Below are 26574 nucleotides of genomic sequence, written 5' to 3'. Positions count from 1 at the left end.
CGTGTTGTGACCACCGGATCAGCAGGTTGCGAGATCGTCAGACAATCCAGGGTGCACGCCCGATATCAGTCCGGCGCTGCGGGCGACTTGCTGCAATAGGCTGCGCAGGGTGTCGCGTTCGCGTGCCGAAAGGTCGGCGGTGACCGCATCTTCGAGCGCGCGGGCGGAACCATCCAGCTTGAGCAGAAGTCGGTGGCCCCGCTCGGTCAGGGTGATCGCGAACGCCCGGCGATCAGCGGGATGCGGCCTGCGTTGCACCAGGCCATCGGCTTCCAGCGCGTCAATGATGTTGACCATCACATTGCGGTGGATGCTCAGCTGCGACGCCAACTCGCGTTGCGACTGGCCATTGCGCGCAGCCAGCGCAGCCAGCACCGCATAGGTGCGCGGTTGCACACCGCTGTCTGCGATCAGGCGCTGAAACTCGGCCGCCACGTAGGAGCCCAACTGCGACAACAGAAATGGGATGCGTTCATCGAGGCTGGCGATGCCTTTTGCGACCCTCGTCATAGACCGGAGTCTAGCAACCCATATGATAATCATCTATAGTGATAATCATTAATAGTGCATAGTAGGGGAGAAGTCATGAAGCTGGTCATTTTTGGAGCCAATGGCCAAACCGGCCGGCTGGCGACTGCGATCGCTCTCGGCGCCGGCCATGATGTGGTCGCGGTGACCCGAAGGCCAGGTGAGTTCCCGCTGGCAGGGCCGAGGCTGACCGTCGCCGGGGCTGATGTGCGGGATGCCGCGGCGGTCCGGCCGCTCGTCGAGGGTGTCGATACGGTGGTGTCAACGCTGGGTGTCACGTTCACTCGGGGCAAAGTAGACACATACTCGCTCGGAACCGGAAACATCGTGACCGCCATGCGCAGCGCGCGCACCCGGCGCCTTGTGGTGGTCAGCTCGACAGCTGCATTTCCTGTGCGTCGGTCGCGAGTTCCATTGTCGCTCCGGCTGATCGAGCCGGTCCTGACTCGCACGATCGGCAAGACTGTTTATGACGACATCCGGCGCATGGAGAAGATCGTGCGTGGCAGCGACCTCGATTGGACGGTTGTTCGCCCATCGGGGCTGTTCGATCTTCCCGAGCGCACCCGGTACCTATGCGGAGAGGTTAATCCCGTCGGTGCGTTCACTGCGCGCGTTGATTTGGCCGACTATCTGGTGGCCGTGGCCGCTGACGCGGCGGCGGTCCGTCGCACCGTGATCGTGTCGACCACTGAAAACACTCCAAGCCTGTGGCAAATGATTAGGCGGGAAGCGAGATCGGGCAGTGACTCGGGCGCGCGATCGGTGCCCACATCCTGAGAGTGCTCCCTGTCGAAACCGCTGCTGCCCGAACGCGGATACACCGACAACGTGCGATTCGCCGAGACCTCGTCTGACGACCCGCGACTGGAGCGGCATCAATGACAAACCGACCACAAACACATCGACAGCTGATTCGGGAAGGAATCAAATGCCCACTGGTACTCAGCAATCCACTCTAGGCGCGAGCCACGAAGTGCTTTACTTCGTTTCTAGCGAACTCGCCGACCGAGAACCGGACGCGATCTTCGCGCGCCTCGGCGAACACCTGAGCTTCCTGTCCCAGCTGTCCAGCAACGGAATCCTCGTCATGGGCGGGCCCCTCGAGACGCCGGACGGAAAGAACTCCGGAAACGGAATTTACGTGCTGCGGGCGGAGTCACTAGCCGCCGCAGAACAGATAGTCGCCCGTGACCCGCTGCATTACACGGGGATTCGCATCCCGCGTGTTAGTCGCTGGAATCTTAAGAAAGAATGGTCAACGCTGCCCGGGCCAGAAGAGCAGCGATGGCCCTCCTGAACAGAGGAGCGGGTCGGCCGTGCAGGCCGATCGCCGCGGAATCTGTCAGTGCCAAGGAGATGCGCGGCATAGCGCGGTTCCCACACCACCCGGTGGAGCAGTCGAAGGGGTGGGCAGCCCAGGCGCAGGTACATGCAGCGATCGCGCAGCACCCCAACGATCTGTGGAACGCCGCGTCGGCAGGCCTCGATAGTCGTAACCTTGCACAATCGTGCAGTTCACGGATCCGCTACGAAGATGAGAAAACGCCATCCGCCATTTGGTGATAATCCTGCAAACGCGCAGGTGGGAGGGTCGGTCTTCGCCCAGAGGCCGAGAACCTACAGTAGGAGGAGGCTCTCAAAAAGAATCCCCTGTCGACGCCGGCCAGCGCCAGTTGAGCACCCGAACCGTCGGCGAGCGTGGCTTCAGGCCAACCTGCCGATATCGGTGACGAGCGCCGAAACGACCGTGCCCGTGGCGATTCGGCGCCCAGTGTCGTCGCCAAGGTCCGCTGCCAGAACAGCGTTCGTCTTGGTCAGTTTGAGTACTCGGCCGGTCGCCACGAAGGATTTCGTCCTTCCGGCCCGCATGATGTTCACCGTCATGCTCAGCGTCGGGCAGGGATAACCGGTGACCAGCGAACCACAGTGCGTCGCCGTCTGATCCAACATCTCCGCGATCGCCCCTCCGCTCAGGCTGGCGAAATTGAATGAACCGGGGCCGGGGTGATACGCCATGCGCAACCATTTCTCGGAGCGGTCGCCGTCCAGGTACTGTGCGTTCAATGCCGAAAGGTTGGGCGTCAGGTTGTTATTGGCGTGCGCGACCCAGTCCGCGGCGCTGCGCGCCGCCCCCGGTTCGCCGAACAGGCCGATGTATCCACTGACGTCCACAGGTGTTCCTCTCGGTAGGGGCCCGCAGTCACCGCGGGCGCTCCGAATAGATAAACGTCCGCACCGCCCGGTGCGTTCACCCGTGCCCGCCGACCCCGACGACCGGTGGGCCGGACTAGTTCCGATAGGACAGTGTCCCGGTGCCCGCGAGCCTTCTGACTTCGACGATCAGGTACTCGGGACGGATGGGCTTCCCGGCGAACCAGTCTCGCAGAGTCTCCCAGGTGCCGGCGGCGTAACGCGTTTGAGCGGACAGCTTGGCGCCCGAAAGACGCGGTGCCATATCGTTATTCGACATCACGGATGCTCGGGCGGCGGCGCCTGCGGACATGCAGGCCCCTGGATCGCGAAAGAACGAGCTACGCGCCGTCTTTCCCGTCGCGCAGGGAATGGACCATGCTCTGCAAGATCCGGAACGCGTCTGACTGCTCGGCCTCGCTAAGGCCGGCCACCATTCTGACCTCGACGGAACGGACCGCCGCCGACGCCTTCTCGAGGCTCCGTCGGCCGCGGGGTGTGAGCCGGGTGGGAAGGACCTTCCCGACGGGCGCCTCCGCGGGCCTGGTCACGAAGCCGTCTCGTTCCAGAGCCTGGAGCAGCACGTTCATCGACTGCCGTGTCACGAACGCGCCCCGCGCGAGCTCCGAATTCGACAAGCCCGGGCGCTGAGCCAGCAACTCGAGGCACGAGTAGTGCGTCACGCTCATCCCGAGTGGCCTCAGCACCTCCTCCATGGCTGCGCGAAGTGCACTCGACGCCTCTTTCAGCACGTAGCCCAGTGACGTCTCCAAGTCGACGCCCACACCGCCTTGACTCATGTCAGCATTCTGACATACAGTGACGTGTGTCAGAAAACTGACATAAGCCGAAGGAGTTTCCTCATGCCTGCCACCGGTCCCGACTTCATCTCGCTGCAAGCGCGCGATCTCCACGCGTCGCAGGCCTTCTACGAGCAGTACCTCGGCCTCGTCCGCTCACAGGCCGGACCTCCGCACGCCGTCGTCTTCGAGACCAAGCCGATCGCGTTCGCACTCCGCGACGTCCTTCCCGGCACCGACCTCGCATCCGTTGCTCAGCCCGGCATCGGTACCGCGATCTGGTTCCACGCCACCGAGGTCCAGGCCATCCACGATGCGCTCGTCGCCGACGGTCACGCCATCGTCTCCGCGCCGATCGACGGCCCCTTCGGCCGGACATTCACCTTCGCCGACCTCGACGGCTACCATGTCACGCTCCACGACCGCGCCTGATCGAAAAACCGCCACCGGACGAAATTGCATGAAGGGCCAATGCTATTTGGCGATGCGCGAGCAGTTCACGTCTCGCAATAAGACGTCGGCTCCGGCGATCAGGATTAAACATAGAGCGCCGAGCGCAGCGCCCAGTAGCCGGCCGTTTTGGTGAATGCACTGGGGCTAGGAGGCGGCTCGCCGTAAGCGTCGGACGTCGTGTTCGACGCAGCCCACGCGGTCGGCAGCCTCGGCGACCGACAGCTCCGGATTTAGCAGGGTTTGCATTTCTTCGGCCGAGAATGTCGGTTCGACATCCCATGGTGCGTGATCCCAGCCGGCGTCCGAAAAGCCGGCAAACAGCGGGTCGCTCATGAAGTTTCCTTGGATCATGTGAGGGCAGGCTTCTGTAAGGTCCTGAGTCCCCGGCGAAATAACGAACTGCGGCTGCTGGCTGTGCCGCAGGAGGATGTACCGATGTTAACCGCGCCGGTGCGCGTTCGCAGCGCGAGGAGGTGTCGGGTTCGCGCGGAGGCGAACGTGTTTTCAGTTTGGGTCGATCGGGTCGGGTGCTATCGGAGTGGGCCAGTCGACGGGCGATTCGCGCAATGACGAGATGTCGGGCAGCGGCTTGCGGCACAACGTGCTGGCCTGTTTGGGCGTCATGCCGAGCGTCCGCAGGAGACGTTCGGCGACCGCGTCGACGGTGGCGTCGGTGTCACGTTCGGGACGCTCCCGCAGCAGCGTGGCCAGGCCGATGAACATGCCGCCGGCGATGGCCAAGCCCAGTTCGGGATCGCCGATCGTGAACCGCCTCTGGTCGATCGCCGCGGCAATGTCGCGTCGGGCTCGCGGAGACAATCCGCGGTCGGACAGGATGAGCGAGCCGCCGTGCGCCAGCAGCAGCGCGGCCTCCTGCGGGCGGTAACGGAACAGTCGCCCGCTCAGGCGGTAGTTGGCGGCAAAAGCTTCGGCTGGGTCCGAGATCGATCCGGTGAAGCCGTCGAGCAGAGCACCGAGGTCATCGAGGGCGTCGGTCACGGCGGCGGCGAACAGCTCCTCCTTGCTCGAGAAGTGGTTGTAGAACGACCCCATACCCACATCGGCAGCCTGGGTGATTTCCAGGATGGGAACGCTGAGTTTGCCCTGCGCGATAAACCCTTTCGCCGCCCGCACCAGAGCGTTGCGGGTGCGCATCTTGCGTCGTTCTAGGCGGTTGACCGGCGTGTTCGACGACTCAGCGGCATCGCGCTCGGGCATGTTCATGGGCCACAGGTTATCAGTTCGGCTCAATTCTGAGGATATCGTCAAAACCCTTGACTGAGCTTTTGTACGTATGTGACGATTTCGTCAGATCGTAGGGAGAAGGTCAACGCATGGCACAAACGGTGACGCCGATGAGCGACGGGCACACGGGTCTGCATAGCGATCAGGGTGCCTTGCGCGGCGAGCATCCCGGCCGGTCGCGGGATCCGATCATTCGGGTGGCCGACATCGCCTGGCTGGAATTCGCCAAGCCGGATCTGGTCCGCGCGGAGGCCTTCGCCCGGGCCTTTGGGTTCGGCATCGCGCTCCGCGATCCCCAGCAACTGCAGCTCCGCGGCACCAACGCCGGTGCTCCGTGCGTGATTCTGCGCCGGGGGCAGCGCACCCGGTTTGCCGGACTCGCCTTGCGTGCGGCCGACGAGGTCGACCTGGTGCGGCTGGCGGACAAAACCGGCGCCTCGCTGCAGCCGCTCCCGGAATCGATCGGGGGAGTGGCGGTGCATCTGACTGATCCCAGCGGCATGGCGGTCAAGGTCGTCGCCGGTCTTCACGCGTTGCCGGCCCAACCCGCCCAGGTACCGCAGGTCTGCAACACCGGTCCCGATCACGCGCGGATCAATGCCACCGTGCGGCCGCCGCGCGTGCCCGCCCGCGTGCAGCGCCTCGGTCACGTCGTGCTGCAGTCCACCACCTACCTGCGCACACTCAACTGGTATCTGGACACCTTCGGGATGATCGTCAGCGACTTCCTGTTCTTCCCCGGCCAGCGCGCCCGCGGCCCGGCAATGAGTTTCATCCGCTGCGACCGCGGCACCACCCCGGCCGACCACCACACCCTCGCCCTCGCGCTCGGTCCGGCCAACCGCTACATCCACTCCGCCTACGAAGTCAGCGATCTCGACGCGCTGGCCGCCGGCGGCGAGTACCTCCGTGAACGCGGCTACCACCGGTCCTGGGGCATCGGTCGCCACATCCAGGGCAGCCAACTGTTCGACTACTGGCGCGACCCGGACGGCTTCCTCGTCGAGCACTTCACCGACGGTGACATGTTCGACAACACCCTCGAACCCGGCTGGGCCCCCTTCACCGCATCGGGCCTGGCGCAGTGGGGACCACCGGCGACCAAAGACTTCCTCGACGCCGACCCCCGCGCGGCCCGCCACCAGGTGACCGCGATGCTCACCGCCCTGCGCGCGGACAACGAATTCGACCTCAACCGGCTCGTCGGATTACTGAAAGTAGCGATCTCGTGACCGTTTCCGTCCTCCGCACCGCGGACGGCTGGTGGGTGCAAAGCCCCACCGGCGCCGCCCGCATCAACACCAGCGCCGCCACCACAGCCGAACTCCTCGCCGACAGAGCCGCGATCGACGCGGCGGCCGCCACCGCTGGCACCCTCGCCCTCGACCAACTTCAACTGCTGTCCCCGGTGACCACCCCATGCCGCGTCGTCGCCCAGATGACCAACTTCGAATCCCACGTCGTCGATGCCGGTATGGACCCAAAGACAGTGCCGCCGACCTTTTTTCGGAAGTCCTCGGCGTCCATCACCGGGCCCTTCGGCGAGATCGTCCGCCCGCCACATGTGGGTCTGCTGGACTACGAGGTCGAAATCGGCCTCGTGATCGGGCGCGACATCCCGGTGGGTACCACCATCACCGACGCGAACCTGGCCGAGTACATCGCCGGTCTGACCATCACCAATGACGTGTCCGCTCGCGACATCCAACTGCCGCAAACGCAGTTCTACGAGGCGAAGTCGTACCCGACCTTCACCCCGGTAGGCCCGGCGCTGGTGCTCCTCGACCCTACCGAGCTGGCCCGATTCGGCGACCTGCGGCTGCGCCTGAGCGTCAGCGGTGAGGAACGTCAGAATTCGGTCGTCGACGGTGACATGCTCTACCGGCCGCTCCAAGCACTGCAATCGCTGACCCGTTTCCAAGACCTTGCGGCCGGCGATCTGATCCTCACCGGCACCCCGGCCGGCACCGCGCTGACGGCCCCGCCCAAGCCAATCGAGATCATCGGCAACTTGCTACCACCGGCCATCAAGTGGAAAGCCTTCTTCTCCCGACAGGCAAAGAACCCGAAGTATCTGCAGCACGGCGACGTCGTCGAGGCCTCCATTGCCACCGACGACGGCGCCATCGATCTCGGCACCCAGAGGTTGGCGGTGCGCCACGCATGAGCGCCCCCAACGGCGCGCCCACCGAACACGTTTCGGTGGCCATTGTGGGCGGCGGTCCCACCGGTATCACCGCGGCGACTTTGCTGGCGCAGTACGGGGTGGACACCCTGGTGCTGGACCGGTGGCCGCAGGTCTATCCGCAGCCGCGCGCCGTGCACATCGATGACGAGGTCTACCGCATCCTGGCCCGGCTCGGCATCGCCGAAGACTTCGCCGCGATCTCCCGTCCCGCCCGCGGTCTGCGCCTGGTGGACCGAAATCTGAAGGTAATGGCCGAATTTCGGCGTGACGCCCCGGCGACCCAGAACGGCTTTCCAGCGGCAAGCATGTTCGACCAACCCGAACTCGAGGAGTTGCTCCGCCGCAACCTCGCCCGGTATCCGCGCGCCCGACTCCGCGGTGACGTCGAGGTCCTCGGGGTCACCGCAAGCGCGGCGGCAGGTCCGCTGCACGTGCGGATCCGCGACCGCATGACCAACCTCGAGTCGACGATCAGCGCCGACTACGTGCTGGGCTGCGACGGCGCCAACAGCACGGTGCGCGGCGCCATCGGCACGTCGATGCGCAACCTGAAGTTCGACCAGCGCTGGCTGGTCGTCGACATCACCACCACCGCCGACCTGCAGCAGTGGGACGGCGTGCATCAGGTCTGCGACGGAGATCGGGCGGGGACCTACATGCGGATCGGGCCCACGAGGTACCGCTGGGAGTTCGCCCTGCTCGATCACGAATCGGTCGACGACTACGCCACCCTCGCCGCCCTGCGGCCGCTGATCGCCCCGTGGACGCGACACGTTGCCGACGCGGACCTGCGCGTGATGCGGGCCGCCGAGTACACCTTCCGCGCTCAGATCGCCGACCGCTGGCGGCGTGGGAACGTTTTCCTGCTCGGCGACGCCGCCCATCTCACCCCGCCGTTCATCGGTCAGGGCATGGGTGCGGGACTGCGCGACGCGATGAACCTGGCGTGGAAGATCGCCGCCGTCCAACGCCGAGGTCTCGCGCCCAGCGTGCTCGACAGCTACGAAGCCGAACGGCGGCCGCACGCCCGCGCCATGATCGCCCTGGCGCTCAATGTCGGACGCGCCATGACGTTTGGGGGCGGGCTCGGCGCGCCCGCGCGCGCCGTCGTGCTGCCCCGCCTGCACCTGGTGCCCGGACTACGGGCGAAGATCACCGATTCGCAGACCCCACCGCTACGGTCCTCGGCGCTGGTGCAGCGCACCCCGACCACCCGCCGTATCACGGGGCGGCTCTGCCCAAATGCAGTCCTGGGCAACGGTTGTCGGCTCGACGACGCAGTGGGTTCAGGCTTCGGTGTGATCACCACCGTCGAGCTGACCCCGTCGCAGCAGGACATCGTGGCGGCACGCGGCGCCCGTACGGTCCACGCCGCCGCCGGGTCCGAGCTGGCCCACTGGCTGAACCGCCACCACGTCAAGGCCGCGGTGATCCGACCCGACCGCACGGTCATGCTCGCCGGCCGCGATCTCACCGCCCTGTGCCGCGCTGTCCCGCCGTTCCTGGTGGACCAGGCGTCGGACACCTCACCGCGTACCGGACCGACCCACTACGAATAGGAATCATCCCCGTGTTTCGTCGTCCCTCTGCCGTTCCGGTGTACCGGCCCGACATCTACACCCGCTCAGCGATTCTCGATCCTCATCCGCACTACCGCGCCTTACGTGAACTCGGGCCCGTCGTATGGCTGGCGCGTCACCGCCTCTACGCCCTGCCGCGCTACGCCGCATGCAAGGCCACCCTGCGCAACGACGGCCAGTTCCTATCCGGACACGGCGTCGCAGCCAACCCGCTGACCAACCGACTGTCGCGCGGCACCACCCTCAACAGCGACGGCGCCGACCATGACCGGCGCCGCAAACTCCTCGCGCACCGCATGATGCCTCGCGCCCTGCGCGCGCTCGGCGACGACGTCGACGCCCAAGCCCACTCCATCGTCGAGCACGCCGTGCGCCGGAAAGAGGTGGACGCGGTCGCCGACCTCGCCACGGCCCTACCGCTGGCTGTTGTCCCCGATCTAGTGGGGTGGCCCCGCGATCAACGAAGCCGCTTACTCGACTGGGGCGCAGCCACATTCGACGTCCTCGGACCGGTGAATCTGCAGGCGCTCAGGGCCGTCCCGCGCAGCCTGCAAATGCTGCGCTTTGCCCGGCGCATCGTCCGCGACCGCAACGTGCTACCCGGCAGCATGGCCCATGAACTCCTGACTGCTGTCGACGAGGGCAACCTCGCCGTCGAAGAAGTGCCGCCGCTGATGATCGATTACATCGCCCCATCCCTGGACACCACCATCAGCGCCATCTCGAATGCGATCTACCTGTTCGCCCGACACCCCGACCAGTGGAAACTGCTCAAAAGCGATCCTTCCTTGATCCCCAACGCCGTCAACGAAGTCGTGCGCTACGAATCCCCGCTGCGCGCCTTCACCCGAAAGGCCCTGCACAACACAGAGATCGAGGGCGTACCCATTGCTGCTGGCGCCCGGCTGCTGGTCATTTACGCATCAGCCAACCGTGATGAGCGCGAGTGGGATGCTCCCGACGTCTTCGACATCCGCAACGATGCCGGGCGCCACGTCGGGTTCGGCAACGGCACGCACGCCTGCGCCGGCCAAGCCCTCGCCCGGCTCGAGACCACCGCGATGCTCAAGGCCCTCACCGCGACCGTCGAGCGCATCGAGGTCGCCGCCGAGCCCACCTGGGCGATCAACAACATCATCCATCGCCACGACCACCTGCCGGTGCGGCTGATCGCAACCTGAACCCGGCGACCACCACATCGGACGAACCACGGACGAACCAACGTCTCAGCTAGTGCGCCGGGTGATTTCGCGGTCGAAGAAGCAGCACGTCGAGTTGGTCGACATCCGCTCATCGGTGGCGCGATTCAAGGCATGGCGGCTGTCATATCATCCACGGCGACAAAGTACTTGCCTCTCCATAGCTCAGCGTCGACAGGGTCGTCGATGGAAAACGCCTGACCGCCAAACGTTTCGTGTGCCTCGAGGACAACTGCAAGCTTTGCGAGCATGCTCGGTAGGCCTTTCGAGTACCAAAGCCGTCTCAGGCCGACGAGATCGCACAGATTTTTGAGGTCGTAAGTGAGGCTGACGACTCCGTCAATGTCATTGGCGTGCTCGGCTTTGACAGCGGCAAGTGTTTGCTCCAGTTGGACGAGTGAGCGTTGCTGTTCAATCAACTCACGCACGAGTGACCACACGGCGACGGATGGATCCATTCGAAAAGGCCCTTGGGCTTGCATGTCCGGCATGCTCATTTCGTCGTTCCCTTTCGTCAAGCGGTGCGATCCGGTGTCGCGGTTAATGGGATTAGCTCCATGCGGACGCGATGGAAAGCACATTCGGCCGCCGCCGGGATGCGTGCGGGAGAACGCCCCCTCGCCGAATGTGAGACCATCATGACAATGCCTATTGTTTAATTTCGAGAATACACATACTCCTACAGCTGAGGCCGTTCGCCATCTGAGCTTCGACAGTATCGCCCCGGCGCCGAAAAAGGGGGCGTTGCGCGTCGGCGACTGGGCAACGTCACGCGATGAGGCCACTGCCGCAGCTCACACCGTGGAATCAATGGTTCTGGACGTCCGGGCGGGACGGCCAGCTGCGTATCCAGCGCTGCACCGAGTGCCATACTTACGTGCGCCCGCCGTGCCGATCGGTCCGTCGTGCCGTGCGACATCAGGCGAGCCAGAGGTGGTTTCGGGCCGGGCGGCGTGGTCGGTTATACTTCCGAGCGGTTCGAGCACCGATCCGTCATTTCGGGCATCGGCCGGTCTGCAACCGGGCGCCGGTTGATGGTGGATCCGCGGTCACTGACCGTGGACGCCTGCCTGGCCGCCGTCGCCGACGTGGGCTTGAAACGCGTTGATATCAAAGATGTTTCGACCTATCCAGGGCCCATCGGAATGGTATGAGTGAAGGCGGAATCGGAGCTGTCGAGGAGGCGCTGCGCATCCATCCGGGCTCGATTTGTCTAGGTCGCGATGATCGCGTCTAACGCGAAGGGCAGCACCTAGCGTTACAGCGCCACAGCGCCCTTGCGCCGCCGATGTCTCGCCTCGACTCGTGTTCACCGGACCCAGGTCCGCGAGATCGACTTCGTGGCAGCGGCGCACCAATGGCGCTGCTCATCTACGACTCCTGTGATGAATCGAGATCAATGAGGAGGTGCGTGAGCCGCAGTTCGGCGATCTGCCATCTCCCGTCGCGGCGGACCCACCGTTCGTGGTAATGACCAAAGGTCGTCAAACCTGCGCCGTTGTTCCATTTCACCCGCTGTTGGGCCGCCCACACCACGCGCGCCTCGTCTCCATTGATATCGAACTCCGGACTATGCACCTGGTGAACGGTGACCGCGTCGACGATCGATGACTGCACTGCCTGTAGAGCTGCGTCTCGACCGATTATCGGTGCCGCGTCATAGCCGCCGCCTAGATCGAACACAAGGTCCTCCGCGAACAGGTCTGCCACGCCGGCCCAGTCCTTAATGTCCATCATGCGGCAGTACCGGGATTTAGCCTGTTCCAACTCGAAGCAGGTCTGCAGATCTATACGCATGCTTACTTCTTTCAAGTCAGATGAAGGCCACTTCAAGTCGGTCCAGCCGGCGCACGAGGATGCTGGGAAGCCAGCGTCCCACCTCGATAGGTTCGATCCATGATGTGCTGTCGAGCAGCTTGCCCAGCACAATCGTGGCCTCCATGCGTGCCAGCGCGGCACCGACACAGAAGTGGATGCCCTTACCGAAGGTCATGTGTCCTTTGCCCTTTGGTCGGTCAAGGAGGAATTCGTCAGGTCTGTCGAACTGCGCAGGGTCCCGATTTACTGCACCCCACAGGAGCAGCAAGCGCGTACCAGCCGTGAGTGCGACACCGTCGAGCACGGTGTCGGAGAGCACGTGCCGGTAGTGACCGCGAAATGGCGGCTCGAATCGCAGCGACTCTTCGATAAACGCGCTGAGCAGACTCGGATCGTCGCGGACTTGACGTTGAATCTCCGGTCTTGTCGCCAGCAGCCACATGGCGCTGCCCAGCAGTGAGGCAGTGGATTCGCCGCCGGCGCTGAACAGCGTGAGCATGATGACCCTGGCCGTGGTGTCGTCCACCGCCCCCGAAGCGCGTGCGGTTGCGAGGTCACCAAGCAAGTTGTCGACTGGGTTCTCTGCCGCGAGGGTGAAATGTTTGTCGACGTACACGCTGAGTTCGAACCCAGCCATGCCGGCTGCAGTTAATTGCTCGGTATCGACGAGGCCGTCCAGAAGTTGAGTGGTCGCATATCCGCCGGTGATCAGCATGTCCACGTCATCGTCGGGTAGCCCGATGAGCCGGGCTACCACCATCATGGGTAACCGGTTTGCCACCGCACTCATCCACTCGATGTGACCGCCGCGAAGCCCACGCTTCAACAGTTGCTCGGTGGTGTCCGCAACGAAGTCTTCTGCCGCGCGAATCCGCTTGGCGGCCAACTGTGGTACGAGGAGCTTCCGGTGCGCCGCGTGCAACGGATCGTCGGCCGTGGCGAGCACCTGAGCAGGACCCCCGAGATCATCCATCTTGAACGACGAAACGCCGGTCTCGGGGGCATAGGTCATCGTCGCAGTCAGGTTGGACGAGAACACCTCCGGTCGTGCAATGACGTCATTGACCGCCTCCCATCCGCACACCGCGTAGAAATCGGAGTCTCCGATCTGGTGGACTCCCCCCTTCCTGCGCATCCGCTCGTACATCGGATACGGGTTCTGAATGTTCTCCGCATCGAAGAACTCGACGACGGACGGTTCTCTATTCGCGGTCATGATGTCGCGACTCCGTTCGGTGCGCTTGTCGCAGCCGGCAGCGTCGAAACCCGATGCGGTCGAAAGCTGGCTGGTCTACTCGCTGCAGTAGTGCGGGCAGCTGCAACCCGGGCCGATCCCTGACGACGAGCGGGTGCACTGCAGCCCGCCACTGCGGTCCTGCCTGCCATTGGAGTACCCCTTATCGCTGCTTGGCTCATGCCAGAAGGCGCCGATGTCGGACATCAGCCGGTACCAAGACCAGACGACGGCCTGCATCGGCTCCCAGGTGAAGGCCACGCGATGAGCTCTTGCAATATGCGAAGACGGTATCACTGGTTCTTAGAAACAAGAATACATATTTCCGCCAACGGTGGCGCGGGCCGCCAGCGGAGGGGGGTTACCCGGCCGCCGACGAAACGAGGTCCCGCGGCACCCGTGCCAGCCGTCATGTTTCATAGAGAACGCCAATTGTTAGTTTTCGAGAATAGAGGCTATCGTCAGAGCGTGTTGCAGACTCATCACAGACGGTCGTGACTATGCCGGAGAGCGTGCTTGTCACGGGAGCTTTAGGACTCGTGGGGCGATATACGTTGAACGAGTTGGCAACTCGCGGTGCAAATGTGATCGCGACCGACCTCGACACCCGGAAGAACCGCAGGAGCGCTCGGCGGTTGCGGGGTGAAGCCGACGTGCGCTACGCCGATCTTACCGACGCTGCGGCCGTGGATCGGCTCGTGAAGGATGTGAGGCCCAAGGCGATCGTGCATCTCGCGGCGGTGATCCCGCCGGCGTGCTATCGCAACGCCCGCGTCGCCAGGGCGGTCAACGTGGATGCGGTAACGTCTCTAATCCGAGCCGCCGAGCAGCTTCGGGATCCGCCCCGCTTCGTACAGGCGTCGAGCGTGGCTGTCTACGGATCACGTAATCCGCATCGTGGTGAAGAACTTCTTTCTGCTTCGACCCCGCTTCGCGCCTCGGACTGTTACGGCCAACACAAGATCGAAGCAGAGACGGCGGTAAGCAGTTCATCGCTTCCGTACGTCATCCTCCGTCTCGGCGCCATCATCTCCACGCAACTTCGCGCGATGACGGTTGGATCGGACCAATTGTTCATGGAATGGAGTTTTCCCGTCGATGGCCGCATCACTACGGTCGACGTTCGCGATGTCGCAACCGCGTTCGCCGCCGCGACTTCGGCGGACGTCGTGGGCCGCACGCTGCTTATTGGCGGTGACGAATCGCATCGCCAACGGCAGGGGGATGTCGGGCCGGCATTGGTAGCGGCTGTCGGACTCAGCGGTGTCTATCCCCGCGGACGCGTTGGCGACCCCGACGACGACGACGAATGGTTCGTCTGCGACTGGATGGACACGGCACCCGCTCAAGAAGCGCTGCAGTACCAACACCATTCGTGGCCTCAAATGCTCGATGAAATTCACGCGCGGACAAAATGGTTGCGGTATCCGCTGCGGGCTTCCGTGCCGTTCCTACGGCCCATGATCGCTCGTCGTTCGCCTTACTACAGGGCACCAGGCCAATTCGCGACGCCGTGGCGCATTGCCCGCGCCCGGTGGCCAGAATGCGCACCCGATAATAAGTGTGGGTAACAACCCCGTCTTACCCGACCAGCGATCTGCAGTGCTCGCGGTACATCGCGTCCAGAAACCGCCCGATCGCCGAGCAGGCAACCCCGGTGCGTGCGCCATCGATGAGATCGAAAGCGTGCTGGGCGCCGGGCATTTCGAGGTAGCCCACGAACGACGGCGATCTCAGACGCAATTGCTCGACAAAATCGCGAGCTTGCCCAACAGGAATGACGGAGTCCCCGCTGCCGTGCACGATGAGCATTGGCGGAGCATCTTCTCCTATCCGCGCGATCGGGGAAGCGCGGCGGAACACCTCGGGCGCCGAACGCTGCGTCTGCCGCACGATCAAATGCTCCAGAAATCCCATGAAACGGGCGCGCTCGGGCGTCGAACGATCTTCCCAGTCATAACGCCCGTACAGGGACACCGCGACGTCGACAGCAGTGCCGGTTTTGGCGAGTTCGCTGTCGAATACGGCATCACCTGGGCTGACTGCCGCCAGCGTCGCGAGATGACCGCCCGCTGAAGCTCCGGCGATTGCGACGAAGGTTGGATCTCCGCCCAAGCTCGCCGCGTTCGCGCGAGTCCACGCGATCGCGGCCTTGACGTCCATGATGTGGCGCGGCCAACGGTGTCGCGGTGCGACGCGATAGTCAATGGCCAGGCACAGCCAGCCACGTTCAGCGAGATGAGCCAGCAACGTATGCCCCTGATATCGTCGGCTGGCGTGCACCCAAGCGCCGCCAGGCACATAGATCAGGATGGGCGCCGGTGATAACGGTGCAGCGCTGGCACGCCAGACGTCGAGCACTTGGGCCGGATCATGGCCGTAAGGGACGTCAGCCCTATATACGTATCGGCGGCGCAGTTCAGAGCGGTCCAACACCGGTGGCCTACGCAGCGGAGGGGGCCACTCGGCTGGGTCGACACTTACCAAGCCGCTGAATGACCTTTCGCACGCTTCGACGGTCGCGCGGTGAGAATAATGCTGTCGTCTGGGCTCTGCGTCACCGCGCTTCGAACGCGTTGCCGTTTCGAAAAATCCTGGAACTTGGCGATAAATCCACGCGCACATCGCTGCCGCGTCCGCAATCGGCTGGAGTTGCGTTCCGACGACGGGCACGTGCGCCACCGTCTTGCTGACCGCCGTCAGGTAGGCAGTTGGTGCCGAAAGCAGTAGCCATTTGGCGAGGCGGCAAGTCGGTTTGCTCGGGACTCGACCCGAGGAACGCCTGATCGTCGGCCCCGCCTTGCCCGTCACGGCACCCTCACTCCCTCGGGTGTGGATAAGGCGGGCGACAGGCCGGCGGCCCGGCGCACCGCCACGAAGTCGTCGACTATTGCCTCCGCCAGTTCGTGTGGGCTTCCGCGGGTCTGCCCGTCGGACAGCACCGAGATGCTGAGCTGGTCGACATAGCTCCACACCGTGATGTTTAGCCCGCTGCCCACCGTCAGTGGCCCCACCGAGTAAATCTCGGAGACGACCCTGTTGTTCATATGGCCACGCTCACGTGGACCCATGACGTTGGAGATGGGCAGGCTGAAGATCTTGTTCCGCGTGTCGCGGCGCCCAAGATACTCGAAAATTGCAGCGGCCGGGGCGGGTGGAAGGTATTCGGACCACCGGCAGACCAGTTCGGGACCCAGCAGTCGGTGATTCTCCTTCGCCATGCTCGCGGCAGCACGGGCGGCCCGCACGCGCTCGAGAGGATCGGCGACGTCACTGGCAAGCGGAACGAGCATGCCGCTGAACCGATTTCCGAAGAGACGATCTGGCGACACATCGAAGCTCACCGGCACCGATGCCAGTAACGGGTCATCCGCGGCACCGTCGTAGCGCAGCCGCATAGTGCGCAGCCCGCCTGCGGAAATGGCCAGAACCAGATCATTGATGGTTACGCCGACCTCAGAAGCGGTTTCCTTGACCTCACGCAATGGCAGCGATGCAGTCGCGAAACGCCTTATCGCGTCGACCTTGTGGTTGATGAAAGACTCAGGTGGCGTGAACGGCCATGCCAGTTCCTTTGACAATCGCCGCTTGCTTGCCCGAACGCGCTGCAGTCCATCAGCTGTGTATCGGATCGCCGAGGGCAGGCGGCTTAACTGCCGCAGGTGGTCGCGCAGCGCCGAGCCGACGAGAGCGCCGCGTGACGGCAGCGGTTCGGTCGGGTAGTCGTCGCGCTCGTCGCCGGCGCCGAAGCGTGGATCCATACCTTTGGCCAAAAGATTTGCAGATGCGACGCCGTCGGCGAGAGCGTGGTGAATCTTTCCGACTACAGCCACCCTGTTGTCGGCAAGCCCTTCGAGCAGATAAAGCTCCCATAGCGGCCTGCTGCGGTCCAATGGCGTGCTGGCAATTTTGCCGACCGCCTCGTCGACCTGCCGGCGCCCGCCCGGACGTGCCACCTGAACCGCTCGGACGTGGTAGTCCAGATCTATCTCGACGTTTTCTCGCCACATCGGATGGTGGAACTTGAAGGGAATGTCGATGAGTTGAAAGCGGAATGGGTCCAGCTTGCACAATCGATGAGCGACCACGCGGCGGAAGTCCTCGATGCCGTAGTGCTGTCCTCCATCTGCCAGATCGATGATCGCGACCTTCAGAGTATGCATATGTACCGTCGGGGTTTCCGAGTACAGAAAAGACGCGTCCCACCCGCTGAGTCGAATCACGATTTCTCCTGAGCCCCGTCGGTATCTCGACTACTCGAAGGCGATGACGCCCCGGATATTCTTGCCGGCGCGAAGGTCTTTCATGGCCTCGTTGATGTCGTCGAGCTTGTACTTCTGGGTGACCAGCTCGTCGAGCTTGATCAGACCCGCCTCGTACATCGCCAGTAGTTTCGGCATGGCCTCTCGCGGGTTCAGCTCGCCGTAGAGCACGCCTTTGAACGTCTTGCATGAACTGACCATGTCGGTGAGGACGATTGGCACCATTAGGTCGGTGATCTTCGGCATTCCTGTCAGCACACAGGTTCCGCCCTTGCGCAACAACATCATCGCGGTCAAGATCATGTCCGCCGGCACGACCCCGGGGGTGAGCACAACCCGGTCGGCCATCACGCCCCAGGTGATCTCCTTGACCAAGTCCAACGCGGCGCCGATGTCGACGGCGGTATGGGTGGCCCCGAACGTCGGCGCTACCTCGCGCTTGAACGCGTTGGGGTCGACCGCGACGATGTGTTTGGCGCCGGCGACTTTCGCGCCCTGCACGGCGTTCATGCCTATCCCGCCGACGCCGACCACGACGACGGTATCGCCGGCTTGGGTACCCGCTGCCACCGAACCCGACCCGAATCCGGTCGTCACACCGCAGGACACCAGCGAGGCGGCCTCCAGCGGAATCCAGTCGTGGACTTTGACCAGTGAGCGCTCGGAGGCCACCACGTACTCGGAGAAGGTACCGACCTGCATCATGGCCATCAGGTCCTCGTCGCCGAGGTGGCGCCGGCGGGTGCCGTCGGTGGTCATCGCCTTGCTGTAGATGTCGGCGCCCACGTCGCACAGGTAGGTGTAGCCGCTGGCACACCATCGGCAGTTGCCGCAGGCGGGCAGGAACGAAATAGCCACGTGGTCACCGGGCTTCAGCGTCTTCACCCCGGGGCCGACCGCCTCGACGATCCCGGAACCCTCGTGGCCGCCGAGCATGGGAAACCATTCCGGCACCGGAAGGCCGGACGCCCGCATCATCTCTTCCATGTCCGCGGTCGGCACACTGTCGCCGGTGTAGAAGTGCTCATCGGAGTGACAGATTCCCGCATAGGCCATTTTGACCAGCACTTCGCCCGCGTGCGGTGGGTCGAGCTCTACGTCGGTGACTTCCCAGTCCTCACCGACACCGCGCAACACCGCTGCTTTGGATTTCATTGCGTCTCTTCCGTTGGGACTGATTCCGGTCAGGAGGCCGGCCAGCCGACAGTTTTTGTCTCGGTGAAGATCTCGAGTCCCTCGATGCCGCATTGCCGGCCCACGCCCGACTGCTTGTAGCCGCCGAAAGGCGCGTCCGCGCCGTACCACAGTCCGCCGTTGATGCCGAGCGTGCCGGTTCTGATCCGGCGTGCCACGGCTTTGGCGCGATCCAGGTCATTGGCGAACACCACACCCGACAGGCCATAGATCGATTCGTTGGCAATCCGCACGGCGTCGTCGTCTCCGTCGAATCCGATGACTGAAAGCACGGGCCCGAAGATCTCCTCCTGCGCGATCGTCATCTTGTTGTCGACATTCGCGAACACGGTTGGCTCCACGAAGTAACCCTTCGGTAGGTGCTTGGGCACTCCGCCACCGGTGACCAGTCGGGCGCCTTCCTGCTTGCCCTTCTCGATGTAGCCGAGGACCCGTTCGTGCTGCTTCTTGGAAACCAGGGGTCCCTGCAGGACCGACGGATCGCTAGGGTCGCCGTATTTGTTCTTTTCCATTGCGGCTTTGACGATCTCAACCGCTTCGTCGTAGCGCGAATTGGGCACCAGTAGGCGCGTCGGCATCGCGCAGCCCTGCCCGGCGTGCATGCAGATGAACGCGCTCCCGCCCACCGCACCGCCGATGTCACCGTCCTCGTCTAGGACCAGGTACACCGACTTGCCGCCGAGCTCGAGGAAGGTGGGTTTGACGGTTTCGGCGGCGGCGGCCATGATGCGCCTGCCGGTGGCCGTTGACCCGGTGAATGCCACCATGTCAACCAGCGGCGACTTCGAAATGACCTCTCCGACAAGGTGCTCGGACGACGGGACGATGTTGATGACGCCGGGCGGGATGTCGGTGTGCTCGGCGATGATGCGGCCGATCCTGGTGGCGTTCCATGGCGTGTCCGGGGCGGGTTTGAGCACGCATGTGTTGCCCATCGCCAAGATCGGCCCGATCTTGTTGAGGATGATCTCAAACGGGAAGTTCCAGGGAGTGATGACACCGACAACGCCGATTGGCTCTTTCCAGACCTCCCGGGTGGTCAGGCTCCCCATCCCGAATGCGTCCTTATCGGGAAGCGAACGCGTCCAGGCGAATTCGCCGATCATATCGGCAGGCCAGGAGAGAGCCTCTTTGAGGGGCACGTCAAGTTGGGGACCGTAGGTCGATAGCAGGGGACACCCCACTTCGGCGATGAGCTCGGCGCGCAGGTCCTCGCGTTCGGCTTCCAGGGCCGCCTGCAGTTGCCGCAGGCCCTCGGCGCGCGCTTCACCATCGCGGGACCACTCGGTGTTGTCGAACGCGTGCCGCGCGGCGGCGATCGCGCGCTCCATGTCCGCGCGGGTCCCATCGCTGGTGGCACCAAGGATCTCTTCGGTAGCCGGGTTGATGTTGTCGAACTGCCGTCCGGTCTCGGACTCGACGAGCTTGCCGTCGACGAGCATCCGCGATTCGTGGTTCACCATTTGCGGAGTTCCTTCACTGCGTCGGAAGTGCGCGGGGCCAGCGTCAGGTAGGGGATGAAACTGCTGTTACCGCAACGGATCACGGAATTGACGACTTCGGTCAGATGCTCGGCGTCGACGAGCCCGCCAAGCATGTACTTATTCTCCATCCAGAACCGGATGGCCGTCTCCAAAGCGTCGGGATCCCAGCTCTTGTTGAACTCGGTCTGGGCGTCACCGCTGCCACCGAGGCTGTCGCCGACGGCGAGACGGGTGAAGCCGATTTCCGGATGCTCGATGCGCCAGGCCTCGACGAGTTTGTCCAAAGCGCCCTTGGTCACCGCGTAGGCGCCGAGCAGCGGCCAGGGGGTCGTGTAGGAGGCACTCAACGAGGACAGGTAAACGGCCGAACCTGCCGAAGCGGCCAGGTGCGGCGCGGCGGCCGCGGTCACTAAGGATGCTCCGGTGACGTTGGTGGCGAACAACTGGGCCCATTGTTCGGCGGTCACCTCGCGCAGTGGCGCCAGCACACCCATGCCGGTCGTGTACACCAGGGCGTCGAGGCCGCCGAGCGCACCGACAACCTCGGACATCGCCTTTTGGCAGCTACCGGTGACGGTGACGTCACAGGCGACGGCCACCGCGCCGTTGCCGGCATCCTTAGCCGCCTCGACCAGCCTGTCGTATCGACGCGCCAGCAGCGCGACCTGAGCACCCCGCCTGGCCAGCCCCGTGCCGATGCATCGGCCGAGACCGGCGGAGGCGCCGACGATTGCGACCCGCATCGGTTGATCTCCGTTGTCAGACATCGAGTTTCGCGCTGACGGAGCCAAGCGTCGCACCCGCGGCCCGTTCGAACCGGCCGTGGTCGAAGCTGCGGATCTCGACGTCGTGGTCACCGGCTGTGGCGCGCAGGGCGCCCACCGTGCACTGCTGGCGGGTTCGGTGCTCGAACGGGTCAAACGAATACCACCGGCAGGCATTCTCGTAGGTGATCTTGTTGACCTCGTCATCTGGCAGTCCGGCCATGACGAGCGCGAGTTCCTCGGCGGCCGTGGGCCACGACGAATCGGAGTGCGGATAGTCGCACTCCCAGGCGATGTTGTCGATACCGACGTCGTGGCGCAGCTTGACACCGATCGGGTCCGCGATGAAACAGGTCAGGAAGCGCTCCCGGAAGACCTCACTGGGCAGCCGGCCGCCGAAGTCCTGTCCCGTCCATAAATGATGCATTTCGTAGGTGCGGTCGAGCCGGTCGACGAAATAAGGTATCCAGCCGGTGCCGCCCTCCGAGAGCGCGAACCGGACGTCGGGAAATTGTTTGATGACGCGCGACCAGAGCAGGTCGGCGGCCGCCGAGCACACATTCATCGGCTGCAGCGTGATCATGACGTCGATCGGGGCGTTGTCGGCGGTCATCGTGATCTTGCCCGAGGATCCCAAGTGGACCGAGAGCACCGTGTTGGTGTCCGACAGTGCCCGCCACATCGGGTCCCAGTACTCGTCGTGGAAGCTCGGGAATCCGAGCGTGGCGGGGTTTTCGGTGAAAGTGACGGAGTGGCAGCCTTTATCGGCGTTACGACGGATCTCTTGGGCGCACAACTCCGGATCCCAGAGCACGGGTAGTCCCATCGGCAGGAAGCGTCCCGGATAGGAGCCGCACCAGTCGTCGATGTGCCAGTCGTTGTATGCCTGGGTGACGGCGAGCGCGAGGTCCTTGTCGGGGTGGGTCGCGAACAGCCGGCCGGCGAAGCCGGGGAAGGACGGGAAGCACATCGACCCGAGCACGCCGCCCGCGTCCATGTCCTTGACTCGCTCGTGGATGTCGTAGCACCCGGGTCGCATCTCGTCGAAGGCGGTGGGCTCGATGCCGTACTCCTCGCGCGGGCGCCCCGCCACCGCGTTGAGGCCGATGTTGGGAATGATCGCGCCGTTGAAGGTCCAGACCTCCGAGCCGTCGGCTTGCCGGATCACCCGCGGCGCCTCGTCGGCGTACTTGTTCGCGACCCTGCCCTCGAACAGGTTCGGGGGCTCGACCAGGTGGTCGTCGACGCTCACCAGGATCATGTCTTCGGGCTGCATGGGTCTCCTTGGGCAGAGGTTGGAAACGAGGTTATCAGTAGAGCGAAGGGACTATTTCGATTTATGGAAATAACTATTTCCGATACGGCGGCGAGGGGTCCGAAAGCAGTGGCCGCACCGATCACCGCCGCAGAACTTTTTGAGGGTCGACGGCAAAAGAGAGCAGGAGACGGTCGAGGATCTTGGCGGCCCGCCGGCGCGCCCTGCTGGGGTTTGCGGCATGCGCGACCAGAAGCGAGGCCTCCTCGAGCGCGGCGACAAGCATGTGCGTCAGCTCCCCGACGGGTTGATCGTCGATGATGCCCTCGGCAATCGCCTCGCGGACCACCTCGTTGATCAGGGCGATGCTGTTGCCCTCCTGGATTTCACGCAGGGTCTGCCAGCCCAGTACCACCGGTCCGTCGACGAGTATCACCCGCTGCACCGCGGGTTCCTGTGCGGCTTCGAGAAATCCGTGCAATCCGCGCGTGAGTCGTTCCCAGGCGTCCGCGCCCGGCGGGGGAGCGGCGATGGACCTGAGCGTCAGATCGTTCTCGACATCTTCGAATACGGCTCGAAACAGCTCGGCCTTGTCCGTGAAGTGGTGATAGAAGGCGCCGCGCGTCCCGACACCCGACCTCGTCACGATGTCACTGATGCTCGTGTTGAAGAACCCGTGTTCAACGAACAGCTCGCGACCCGCGTCGATCAGGTCGCGACGGGTCTGCTCGCCCCGGGCGCGTCGATCCTCGTCCGCCCCGCCACGCTTCGCCATGCCGACGATCGTAGCAACCTGCAGCTTGAATGTTGAGCGTCGGCCCGTGCTCTCTCAGCGCACGATCCCGCGGACGGTCATGAGGCCTAAGTCGGCGTGGGACTTGAAGCCCGGTGGGGCGTCGCAGATGGCGGGGATAGAGTTCACCGGTTCCATCGCCGTCCAGGCGTAGCCGATGTGGCCGGGCTTCGCGTTCTCTCGGGCTTCCTGGCTGCCCCGCAGGATCAACTCGGTTCCCGGATCGCCCTCGATCACCACGCGGTAGTGGTAGTACGGCTCCCAGTCAGGCTTCGGGTCGATGGCGTCGTGCTCGATGAACGAGTAGAGCTCGTGCAGCGTGATGAACGGCCTGCCGTCCACCCACGCCGTCCAAAGGTGGTGTTGGGATGCGACGGTGCCTTCCTTGATCACACCCTTTAGGCCCGGCATGTCCATGTCCGGCGTCCCCTCATAGGGGATGTCACGGGTTGCCGTGCCCAGCTCCACATCTGTGGTGAACTTCTCCACCGTTTTGCCCAATCCCTCGACCACCATGGTCAGGGACTGCGCGAACAACGTCCACGCCTCTTGGAAGAGATTGCCCTTCGCGAACTCGGCCGGGGTTTTTCCGAAGCCCATCTCGTCCAAGTACTTCAACGTGTCCTTGTTGAAGTTCACCGCCTCGTAGATGTGGATGTGGTCGGTCTTGCCGACGATCCGGGCCAGCGTCAGGACGAGCAGATCCGCCGCGTAGCCGGGGTGGATGCCACCTCCGTGGAACGAGGTTCCGCCGTCTTGGCACGCCGCTTCGATCTTGTCGATGTCCGCACTGTTGGTCTCGGTCCGATGCCACCAGGCTCCGCCCGAGGCGACGACGCTCTTTCCGCCGCGAAGCAGGCGGCAGATCTCGTCGACGTCCGACCAGAGTGGTGCATAGAAAACGCAGTCGGCGTCGAGGGCCTCCAGGACGGATTTGTCGGTGGTTGCCAGCACGCCGATCGGTGCCACCCCGACGAGCTCACCCGCGTCTTTCCCGACCTTTTCCGGACGATTGCAGAGCACTCCGACGACTTCGTAGAGGGGGTTGTGGGCGAAGTGGCGCAGCGCCAGCGTCCCGACATTGCCCATGCCCCACTGGATCACGCGATACTTCTTCTCGACAGCCGGCGCGCGGGATTCCAGCGGTGATGCGAGCGTCATTGCGTCTCCTTCGGGGCGGCCCCCCTCGCAAGCTACACCCCCGAAAGGGCAGATATGCCGGTTCCGGAAACCACCGTTTCCGGTTCGCGGAAAGGGATGGCATCGGCCCGGACAACCTTCATCCGGTATGTTGCCGCTATGCCAGACGATGAGGTTCGCGCATACGGGTCGGTTGCTCCCCTGAAAGTCGGCCTGCTGAACGACTATCCGACTACCGGGGACACCGACAACGACAGCCTCGACGCGCTGCGCCTGGTGATGGACGAAGCCGTCTCGTCCGGGCTGGTCGATCGGCCGATCGAACTCTGCCTGCGCAACGTGGTCGGCTTGCCCAACGGTACCTACGCCGCGGTGGAGAGGGCCTTCGACGAGCTGGTGGCCGAGGGCTGTCTGGTCATCTACGGCCCGTGGGTATCGGACAATGTGGTGCCGCTGCGTTCCCACGTCGAGGCCACCGCTCGCGTTCCGATCGTCACCCTGTCGGGGTCGGAGGGTGCGCTGGGCGAGTGGTGCTTCGCGCTGAACAATGGCTCGATGCCGGAGGAGCCGGTTATGCTCGCCGCGGTGATGATCGGGGATGGCCGCTCGCGGATCGCCATCGCCTACGAGTCGTCGTTGATCGGCAAGGAGTACCTCGCGTTCGCCGAGCGTGCCTACGATGCCGCGGGCCTGAAAATTGTTGGCACCGTGGCGATTCCCCAGGTGGAGGCCGATAAGTCGGAGGCGGTCGCTGCGTTGCGCGCAGCCGCCCCCGACGCTCTGGTGCACGTGGGATTTGGGCACGGCCTCTGGGGGTTTACGGACGCGCTGCTGGCGGCGGACTGGGACCCCCCGCGGTACACGACGACAGCCTTCGAGATGGCGCATATCAACGCGGAGTGGAGGCGGCAGCTGTCCGGCTGGATCGGTCTGGACAGCTACGACGAGCGCAACGCCGTCGGTCAGGCCTTCCTGGACCGCTTCGAGGCCAGATACGGTCGTCGGCCCACACACTCCATGCCCGGGCTGTCGCACGACGCGGCCACCGTGATCGTGCGCGGCCTCGCGGCGGCGCGCCCGCTCACCGGGGAGGGAGTGAAGAACGGGATCGAGCAGGTCAAGCTGATCCCGTCGGCGAGCGGCGCCCCCGGGACATTCTTGCGGTTCGGCCGGTTCATCCGGCAGGGCTGGATGGGATCCGATTATCTGGTCGCCCGCAGGGTCCTGCCGGACGGCAGTGCGCACGTCTTCCATGCGGCGCCAAGCAACCACATTGCCCGCGCGGTCGCGCGCGCCTCATGCTAGCTGGATGGCCCCGAATACCGGTGCGGTCACGATGCCGGGCGGTTGGGCAAGCACGTACGGAATCGCGCGAACCGCGCCCATCGCGATCATCAGGTGGCCCGGCATGGCGTGCTGACCGGGTTGGGCCGAGCCATCGAAGCCCACGTCGAGCTGGAGTTCGAAGCTCGGCTGACCTTTGATGACCGCGCGGATCAGGGGCGCCTTCTCGCCGGGCGCCAGCGGAGCCATGCCCCACTGGGGGAGGTCGCGGGTGAGGACCCATTCCTCGTGAATGGCCAGCAGCGGCCGGCCCGACCAGTGGCCAACCCACGAGAATCGCTGTCCGACAACCGTTCCCGCCTCGATGGTGCCGGCGAGTACCTCGATGTCATGCGGCAGTGTGGTGGCGTCGACCGCCACGTCGATGTGCGACAAGGTGATCCCGAAGACGTCGGCCGTGGCATTGAGCGCCTGGCGGTAGGCCATGTCGAGCTTTTTGATGATCGGGGAATCGACACTGACGTCTTCCGGTGGTCTGCCCATGCCCATGAGGTCGACCAGCATCGGGCGGCTGTCCACGGCCGAAACGTCGGTCGCCTCATAGAGATCGATGCGATCGATCGTCTTGCTCAGCCCCGTCACCGTCGCGACGAGTCGCTCGAACATGAATCCGGGGTTCTCGCCCGCGGCGTGGAACCGCGACCCGCCCTGCCGGCAGGCGTCGATGAATGCCGATTCGGTCTCCGCGCCGTAGCTGGGCAAATGGTTATACGACGTGGTCGTGATGACGGTGCTCCCGGCAGCCAACAGGCGGCAGATGTCCTCGGCGTTCGTCTCGATGGCATGTGCCTTGCTGGCCGTGTGCACGACGACGTCGGCGCCCAGTGCGACGATCTCGTCCTTGTCCGCCGTGGCGATCACGCCGGTCGTCGGCGGGAGACCACAAAGCGCGCCCGCGTCGAGGCCTGTTTTCGCCGGGTCGTAGACCAGGACTCCCACCAGCTGATAACGGGGATTCTCGATAAGCTCATGCAGGGCGGCCCGGCCCACGGCGCCGGTCGCCCACTGCACGACTCGAATAACCAATCGGACGCTCCAGGTTGCGCTTTCGCGATGTGGCAAAGCTTCTGGTTCATTCAACCTACATCATGTAGTTTTGC

26 protein-coding genes and 1 pseudogene are annotated in these 26574 nt (G+C 64.2%); 9 read left to right on the top strand and 18 right to left on the bottom strand.

Annotation, left to right across the window (positions count from 1 at the left end):
• Positions 1–18: 18 nt before the first annotated feature.
• A complete protein-coding gene (locus DQP58_RS03755) occupies positions 19–510 on the bottom strand; it encodes a MarR family winged helix-turn-helix transcriptional regulator (protein ID WP_112707157.1) in 492 nt (163 codons plus the stop codon).
• 75 nt (positions 511–585) lie between these two features.
• Here DQP58_RS03755 and DQP58_RS03750 point away from each other — a divergent pair, with 75 nt between their 5' ends.
• Both DQP58_RS03750 and DQP58_RS03745 read left to right on the top strand, forming a co-directional pair.
• Entirely contained in the window at positions 586–1308 is a 723-nt protein-coding gene (locus DQP58_RS03750; protein ID WP_112707156.1) for an NAD(P)-dependent oxidoreductase, read from the top strand.
• Between the two features lie 151 nt (positions 1309–1459).
• Positions 1460–1828: a YciI family protein gene (locus DQP58_RS03745; RefSeq protein WP_112707155.1), complete on the top strand. Its 369-nt coding sequence runs from the start codon at positions 1460–1462 to the stop codon at positions 1826–1828.
• Between the two features lie 407 nt (positions 1829–2235).
• Here the strand turns inward: DQP58_RS03745 and DQP58_RS03740 are convergent, their stop codons facing one another.
• From DQP58_RS03740 to DQP58_RS03735, 3 genes and pseudogenes are all read right to left on the bottom strand, one after another.
• Positions 2236–2703 (bottom strand): PaaI family thioesterase, encoded by a 468-nt coding sequence (locus DQP58_RS03740; RefSeq protein ID WP_112707154.1) that lies wholly within the window; start codon positions 2701–2703, stop codon positions 2236–2238.
• Between the two features lie 115 nt (positions 2704–2818).
• A pseudogene (locus DQP58_RS26700) lies at positions 2819–3030 on the bottom strand (NAD-dependent formate dehydrogenase); the annotation flags it as partial.
• 32 nt (positions 3031–3062) lie between these two features.
• Positions 3063–3521, bottom strand: a complete 459-nt coding sequence (locus DQP58_RS03735; RefSeq protein ID WP_112707153.1) for a MarR family winged helix-turn-helix transcriptional regulator — start codon at positions 3519–3521, stop codon at positions 3063–3065.
• Between the two features lie 63 nt (positions 3522–3584).
• Between DQP58_RS03735 and DQP58_RS03730 the strand changes: the two genes are divergently transcribed.
• Positions 3585–3953, top strand: a complete 369-nt coding sequence (locus tag DQP58_RS03730; RefSeq protein WP_112707152.1) for a VOC family protein — start codon at positions 3585–3587, stop codon at positions 3951–3953.
• Positions 3954–4118: 165 nt separating this feature from the next.
• Here the strand turns inward: DQP58_RS03730 and DQP58_RS03725 are convergent, their stop codons facing one another.
• Complete coding sequence (locus DQP58_RS03725) at positions 4119–4307, bottom strand: hypothetical protein (protein WP_112707183.1); 189 nt, start codon at positions 4305–4307, stop codon at positions 4119–4121.
• Between the two features lie 171 nt (positions 4308–4478).
• Positions 4479–5198, bottom strand: coding sequence for a TetR/AcrR family transcriptional regulator (locus DQP58_RS03720; protein ID WP_112707151.1), 720 nt, complete (start codon positions 5196–5198; stop codon positions 4479–4481).
• Positions 5199–5308: 110 nt separating this feature from the next.
• Here DQP58_RS03720 and DQP58_RS03715 point away from each other — a divergent pair, with 110 nt between their 5' ends.
• Genes DQP58_RS03715 through DQP58_RS03700 form a run of 4 tightly spaced genes read left to right on the top strand, consistent with a single transcriptional unit; the run spans position 5309 to position 10168 of the window.
• Positions 5309–6451, top strand: a complete 1143-nt coding sequence (locus tag DQP58_RS03715; protein WP_112707150.1) for a VOC family protein — start codon at positions 5309–5311, stop codon at positions 6449–6451.
• On the top strand, positions 6448–7386 hold the full coding sequence (locus DQP58_RS03710; protein ID WP_112707149.1) for a fumarylacetoacetate hydrolase family protein: 939 nt from the start codon (positions 6448–6450) through the stop codon (positions 7384–7386). Before DQP58_RS03715 ends, DQP58_RS03710 begins: the two co-directional genes overlap by 4 nt.
• Positions 7383–8966 carry a bifunctional 3-(3-hydroxy-phenyl)propionate/3-hydroxycinnamic acid hydroxylase gene (locus tag DQP58_RS03705; protein WP_112707148.1) on the top strand — a complete coding sequence of 528 codons (1584 nt, stop codon included), beginning with the start codon at positions 7383–7385 and terminating at the stop codon, positions 8964–8966. Before DQP58_RS03710 ends, DQP58_RS03705 begins: the two co-directional genes overlap by 4 nt.
• Positions 8967–8977: 11 nt before the next feature.
• The gene (locus tag DQP58_RS03700; protein WP_112707147.1) at positions 8978–10168 is read left to right on the top strand and encodes a cytochrome P450; all 1191 of its coding nucleotides are present in this window, start codon (positions 8978–8980) and stop codon (positions 10166–10168) included.
• Between the two features lie 125 nt (positions 10169–10293).
• Here DQP58_RS03700 and DQP58_RS03695 read toward each other — a convergent pair whose 3' ends face one another.
• The 3 genes from DQP58_RS03695 to DQP58_RS03680 all read right to left on the bottom strand — a co-directional run bounded on the left by DQP58_RS03695 (position 10294) and on the right by DQP58_RS03680 (position 13220).
• Positions 10294–10683, bottom strand: a complete 390-nt coding sequence (locus tag DQP58_RS03695; RefSeq protein ID WP_112707146.1) for a hypothetical protein — start codon at positions 10681–10683, stop codon at positions 10294–10296.
• Positions 10684–11557: 874 nt separating this feature from the next.
• Positions 11558–11983 carry a nuclear transport factor 2 family protein gene (locus DQP58_RS03685; protein WP_112707145.1) on the bottom strand — a complete coding sequence of 142 codons (426 nt, stop codon included), beginning with the start codon at positions 11981–11983 and terminating at the stop codon, positions 11558–11560.
• Positions 11984–11999: 16 nt separating this feature from the next.
• Entirely contained in the window at positions 12000–13220 is a 1221-nt protein-coding gene (locus tag DQP58_RS03680; RefSeq protein ID WP_112707144.1) for a cytochrome P450, read from the bottom strand.
• 518 nt (positions 13221–13738) lie between these two features.
• Between DQP58_RS03680 and DQP58_RS03670 the strand changes: the two genes are divergently transcribed.
• Positions 13739–14809, top strand: a complete 1071-nt coding sequence (locus DQP58_RS03670) for an NAD-dependent epimerase/dehydratase family protein (RefSeq protein ID WP_112707182.1) — start codon at positions 13739–13741, stop codon at positions 14807–14809.
• A gap of 10 nt (positions 14810–14819) precedes the next feature.
• On the opposite strand, the gene DQP58_RS27545 is transcribed toward DQP58_RS03670, so the two are convergent.
• The 8 genes from DQP58_RS27545 to DQP58_RS03630 form a co-directional block, all read right to left on the bottom strand.
• Positions 14820–16025 carry an alpha/beta hydrolase gene (locus tag DQP58_RS27545; protein ID WP_112707181.1) on the bottom strand — a complete coding sequence of 402 codons (1206 nt, stop codon included), beginning with the start codon at positions 16023–16025 and terminating at the stop codon, positions 14820–14822.
• 20 nt (positions 16026–16045) lie between these two features.
• Positions 16046–17461: a WS/DGAT/MGAT family O-acyltransferase gene (locus tag DQP58_RS03660; RefSeq protein WP_112707142.1), complete on the bottom strand. Its 1416-nt coding sequence runs from the start codon at positions 17459–17461 to the stop codon at positions 16046–16048.
• A gap of 30 nt (positions 17462–17491) precedes the next feature.
• A complete protein-coding gene (locus DQP58_RS03655; protein ID WP_112707141.1) occupies positions 17492–18655 on the bottom strand; it encodes an NDMA-dependent alcohol dehydrogenase in 1164 nt (387 codons plus the stop codon).
• A 29-nt stretch (positions 18656–18684) separates the two neighbouring features.
• Positions 18685–20157 (bottom strand): aldehyde dehydrogenase family protein, encoded by a 1473-nt coding sequence (locus DQP58_RS03650; RefSeq protein WP_112707140.1) that lies wholly within the window; start codon positions 20155–20157, stop codon positions 18685–18687.
• Positions 20151–20921, bottom strand: a complete 771-nt coding sequence (locus DQP58_RS03645) for an SDR family oxidoreductase (RefSeq protein WP_430915689.1) — start codon at positions 20919–20921, stop codon at positions 20151–20153. Before DQP58_RS03645 ends, DQP58_RS03650 begins: the two co-directional genes overlap by 7 nt.
• Positions 20922–20937: 16 nt before the next feature.
• Entirely contained in the window at positions 20938–22218 is a 1281-nt protein-coding gene (locus DQP58_RS03640) for an amidohydrolase family protein (RefSeq protein ID WP_112707138.1), read from the bottom strand.
• Between the two features lie 121 nt (positions 22219–22339).
• Entirely contained in the window at positions 22340–22972 is a 633-nt protein-coding gene (locus tag DQP58_RS03635) for a TetR/AcrR family transcriptional regulator (protein ID WP_112707137.1), read from the bottom strand.
• Positions 22973–23026: 54 nt separating this feature from the next.
• The gene (locus tag DQP58_RS03630) at positions 23027–24151 is read right to left on the bottom strand and encodes an NAD(P)H-dependent amine dehydrogenase family protein (protein ID WP_112707136.1); all 1125 of its coding nucleotides are present in this window, start codon (positions 24149–24151) and stop codon (positions 23027–23029) included.
• A gap of 138 nt (positions 24152–24289) precedes the next feature.
• Between DQP58_RS03630 and DQP58_RS03625 the strand changes: the two genes are divergently transcribed.
• Positions 24290–25435, top strand: a complete 1146-nt coding sequence (locus DQP58_RS03625) for an ABC transporter substrate-binding protein (protein ID WP_112707135.1) — start codon at positions 24290–24292, stop codon at positions 25433–25435.
• On the opposite strand, the gene DQP58_RS03620 is transcribed toward DQP58_RS03625, so the two are convergent.
• Positions 25427–26485, bottom strand: a complete 1059-nt coding sequence (locus DQP58_RS03620) for a dihydrodipicolinate synthase (protein ID WP_112707134.1) — start codon at positions 26483–26485, stop codon at positions 25427–25429. The genes DQP58_RS03625 and DQP58_RS03620 overlap by 9 nt on opposite strands.
• Between the last annotated feature and the right edge of the window lie 89 nt (positions 26486–26574).

It is taken from the genome of Mycobacterium colombiense, from assembly GCF_003284975.1.
Classification (GTDB): domain Bacteria; phylum Actinomycetota; class Actinomycetes; order Mycobacteriales; family Mycobacteriaceae; genus Mycobacterium; species Mycobacterium europaeum_A.
Note: the sequence above shows the minus strand (reverse complement) of the source record. Positions and strands in the feature narration are given on the sequence as shown.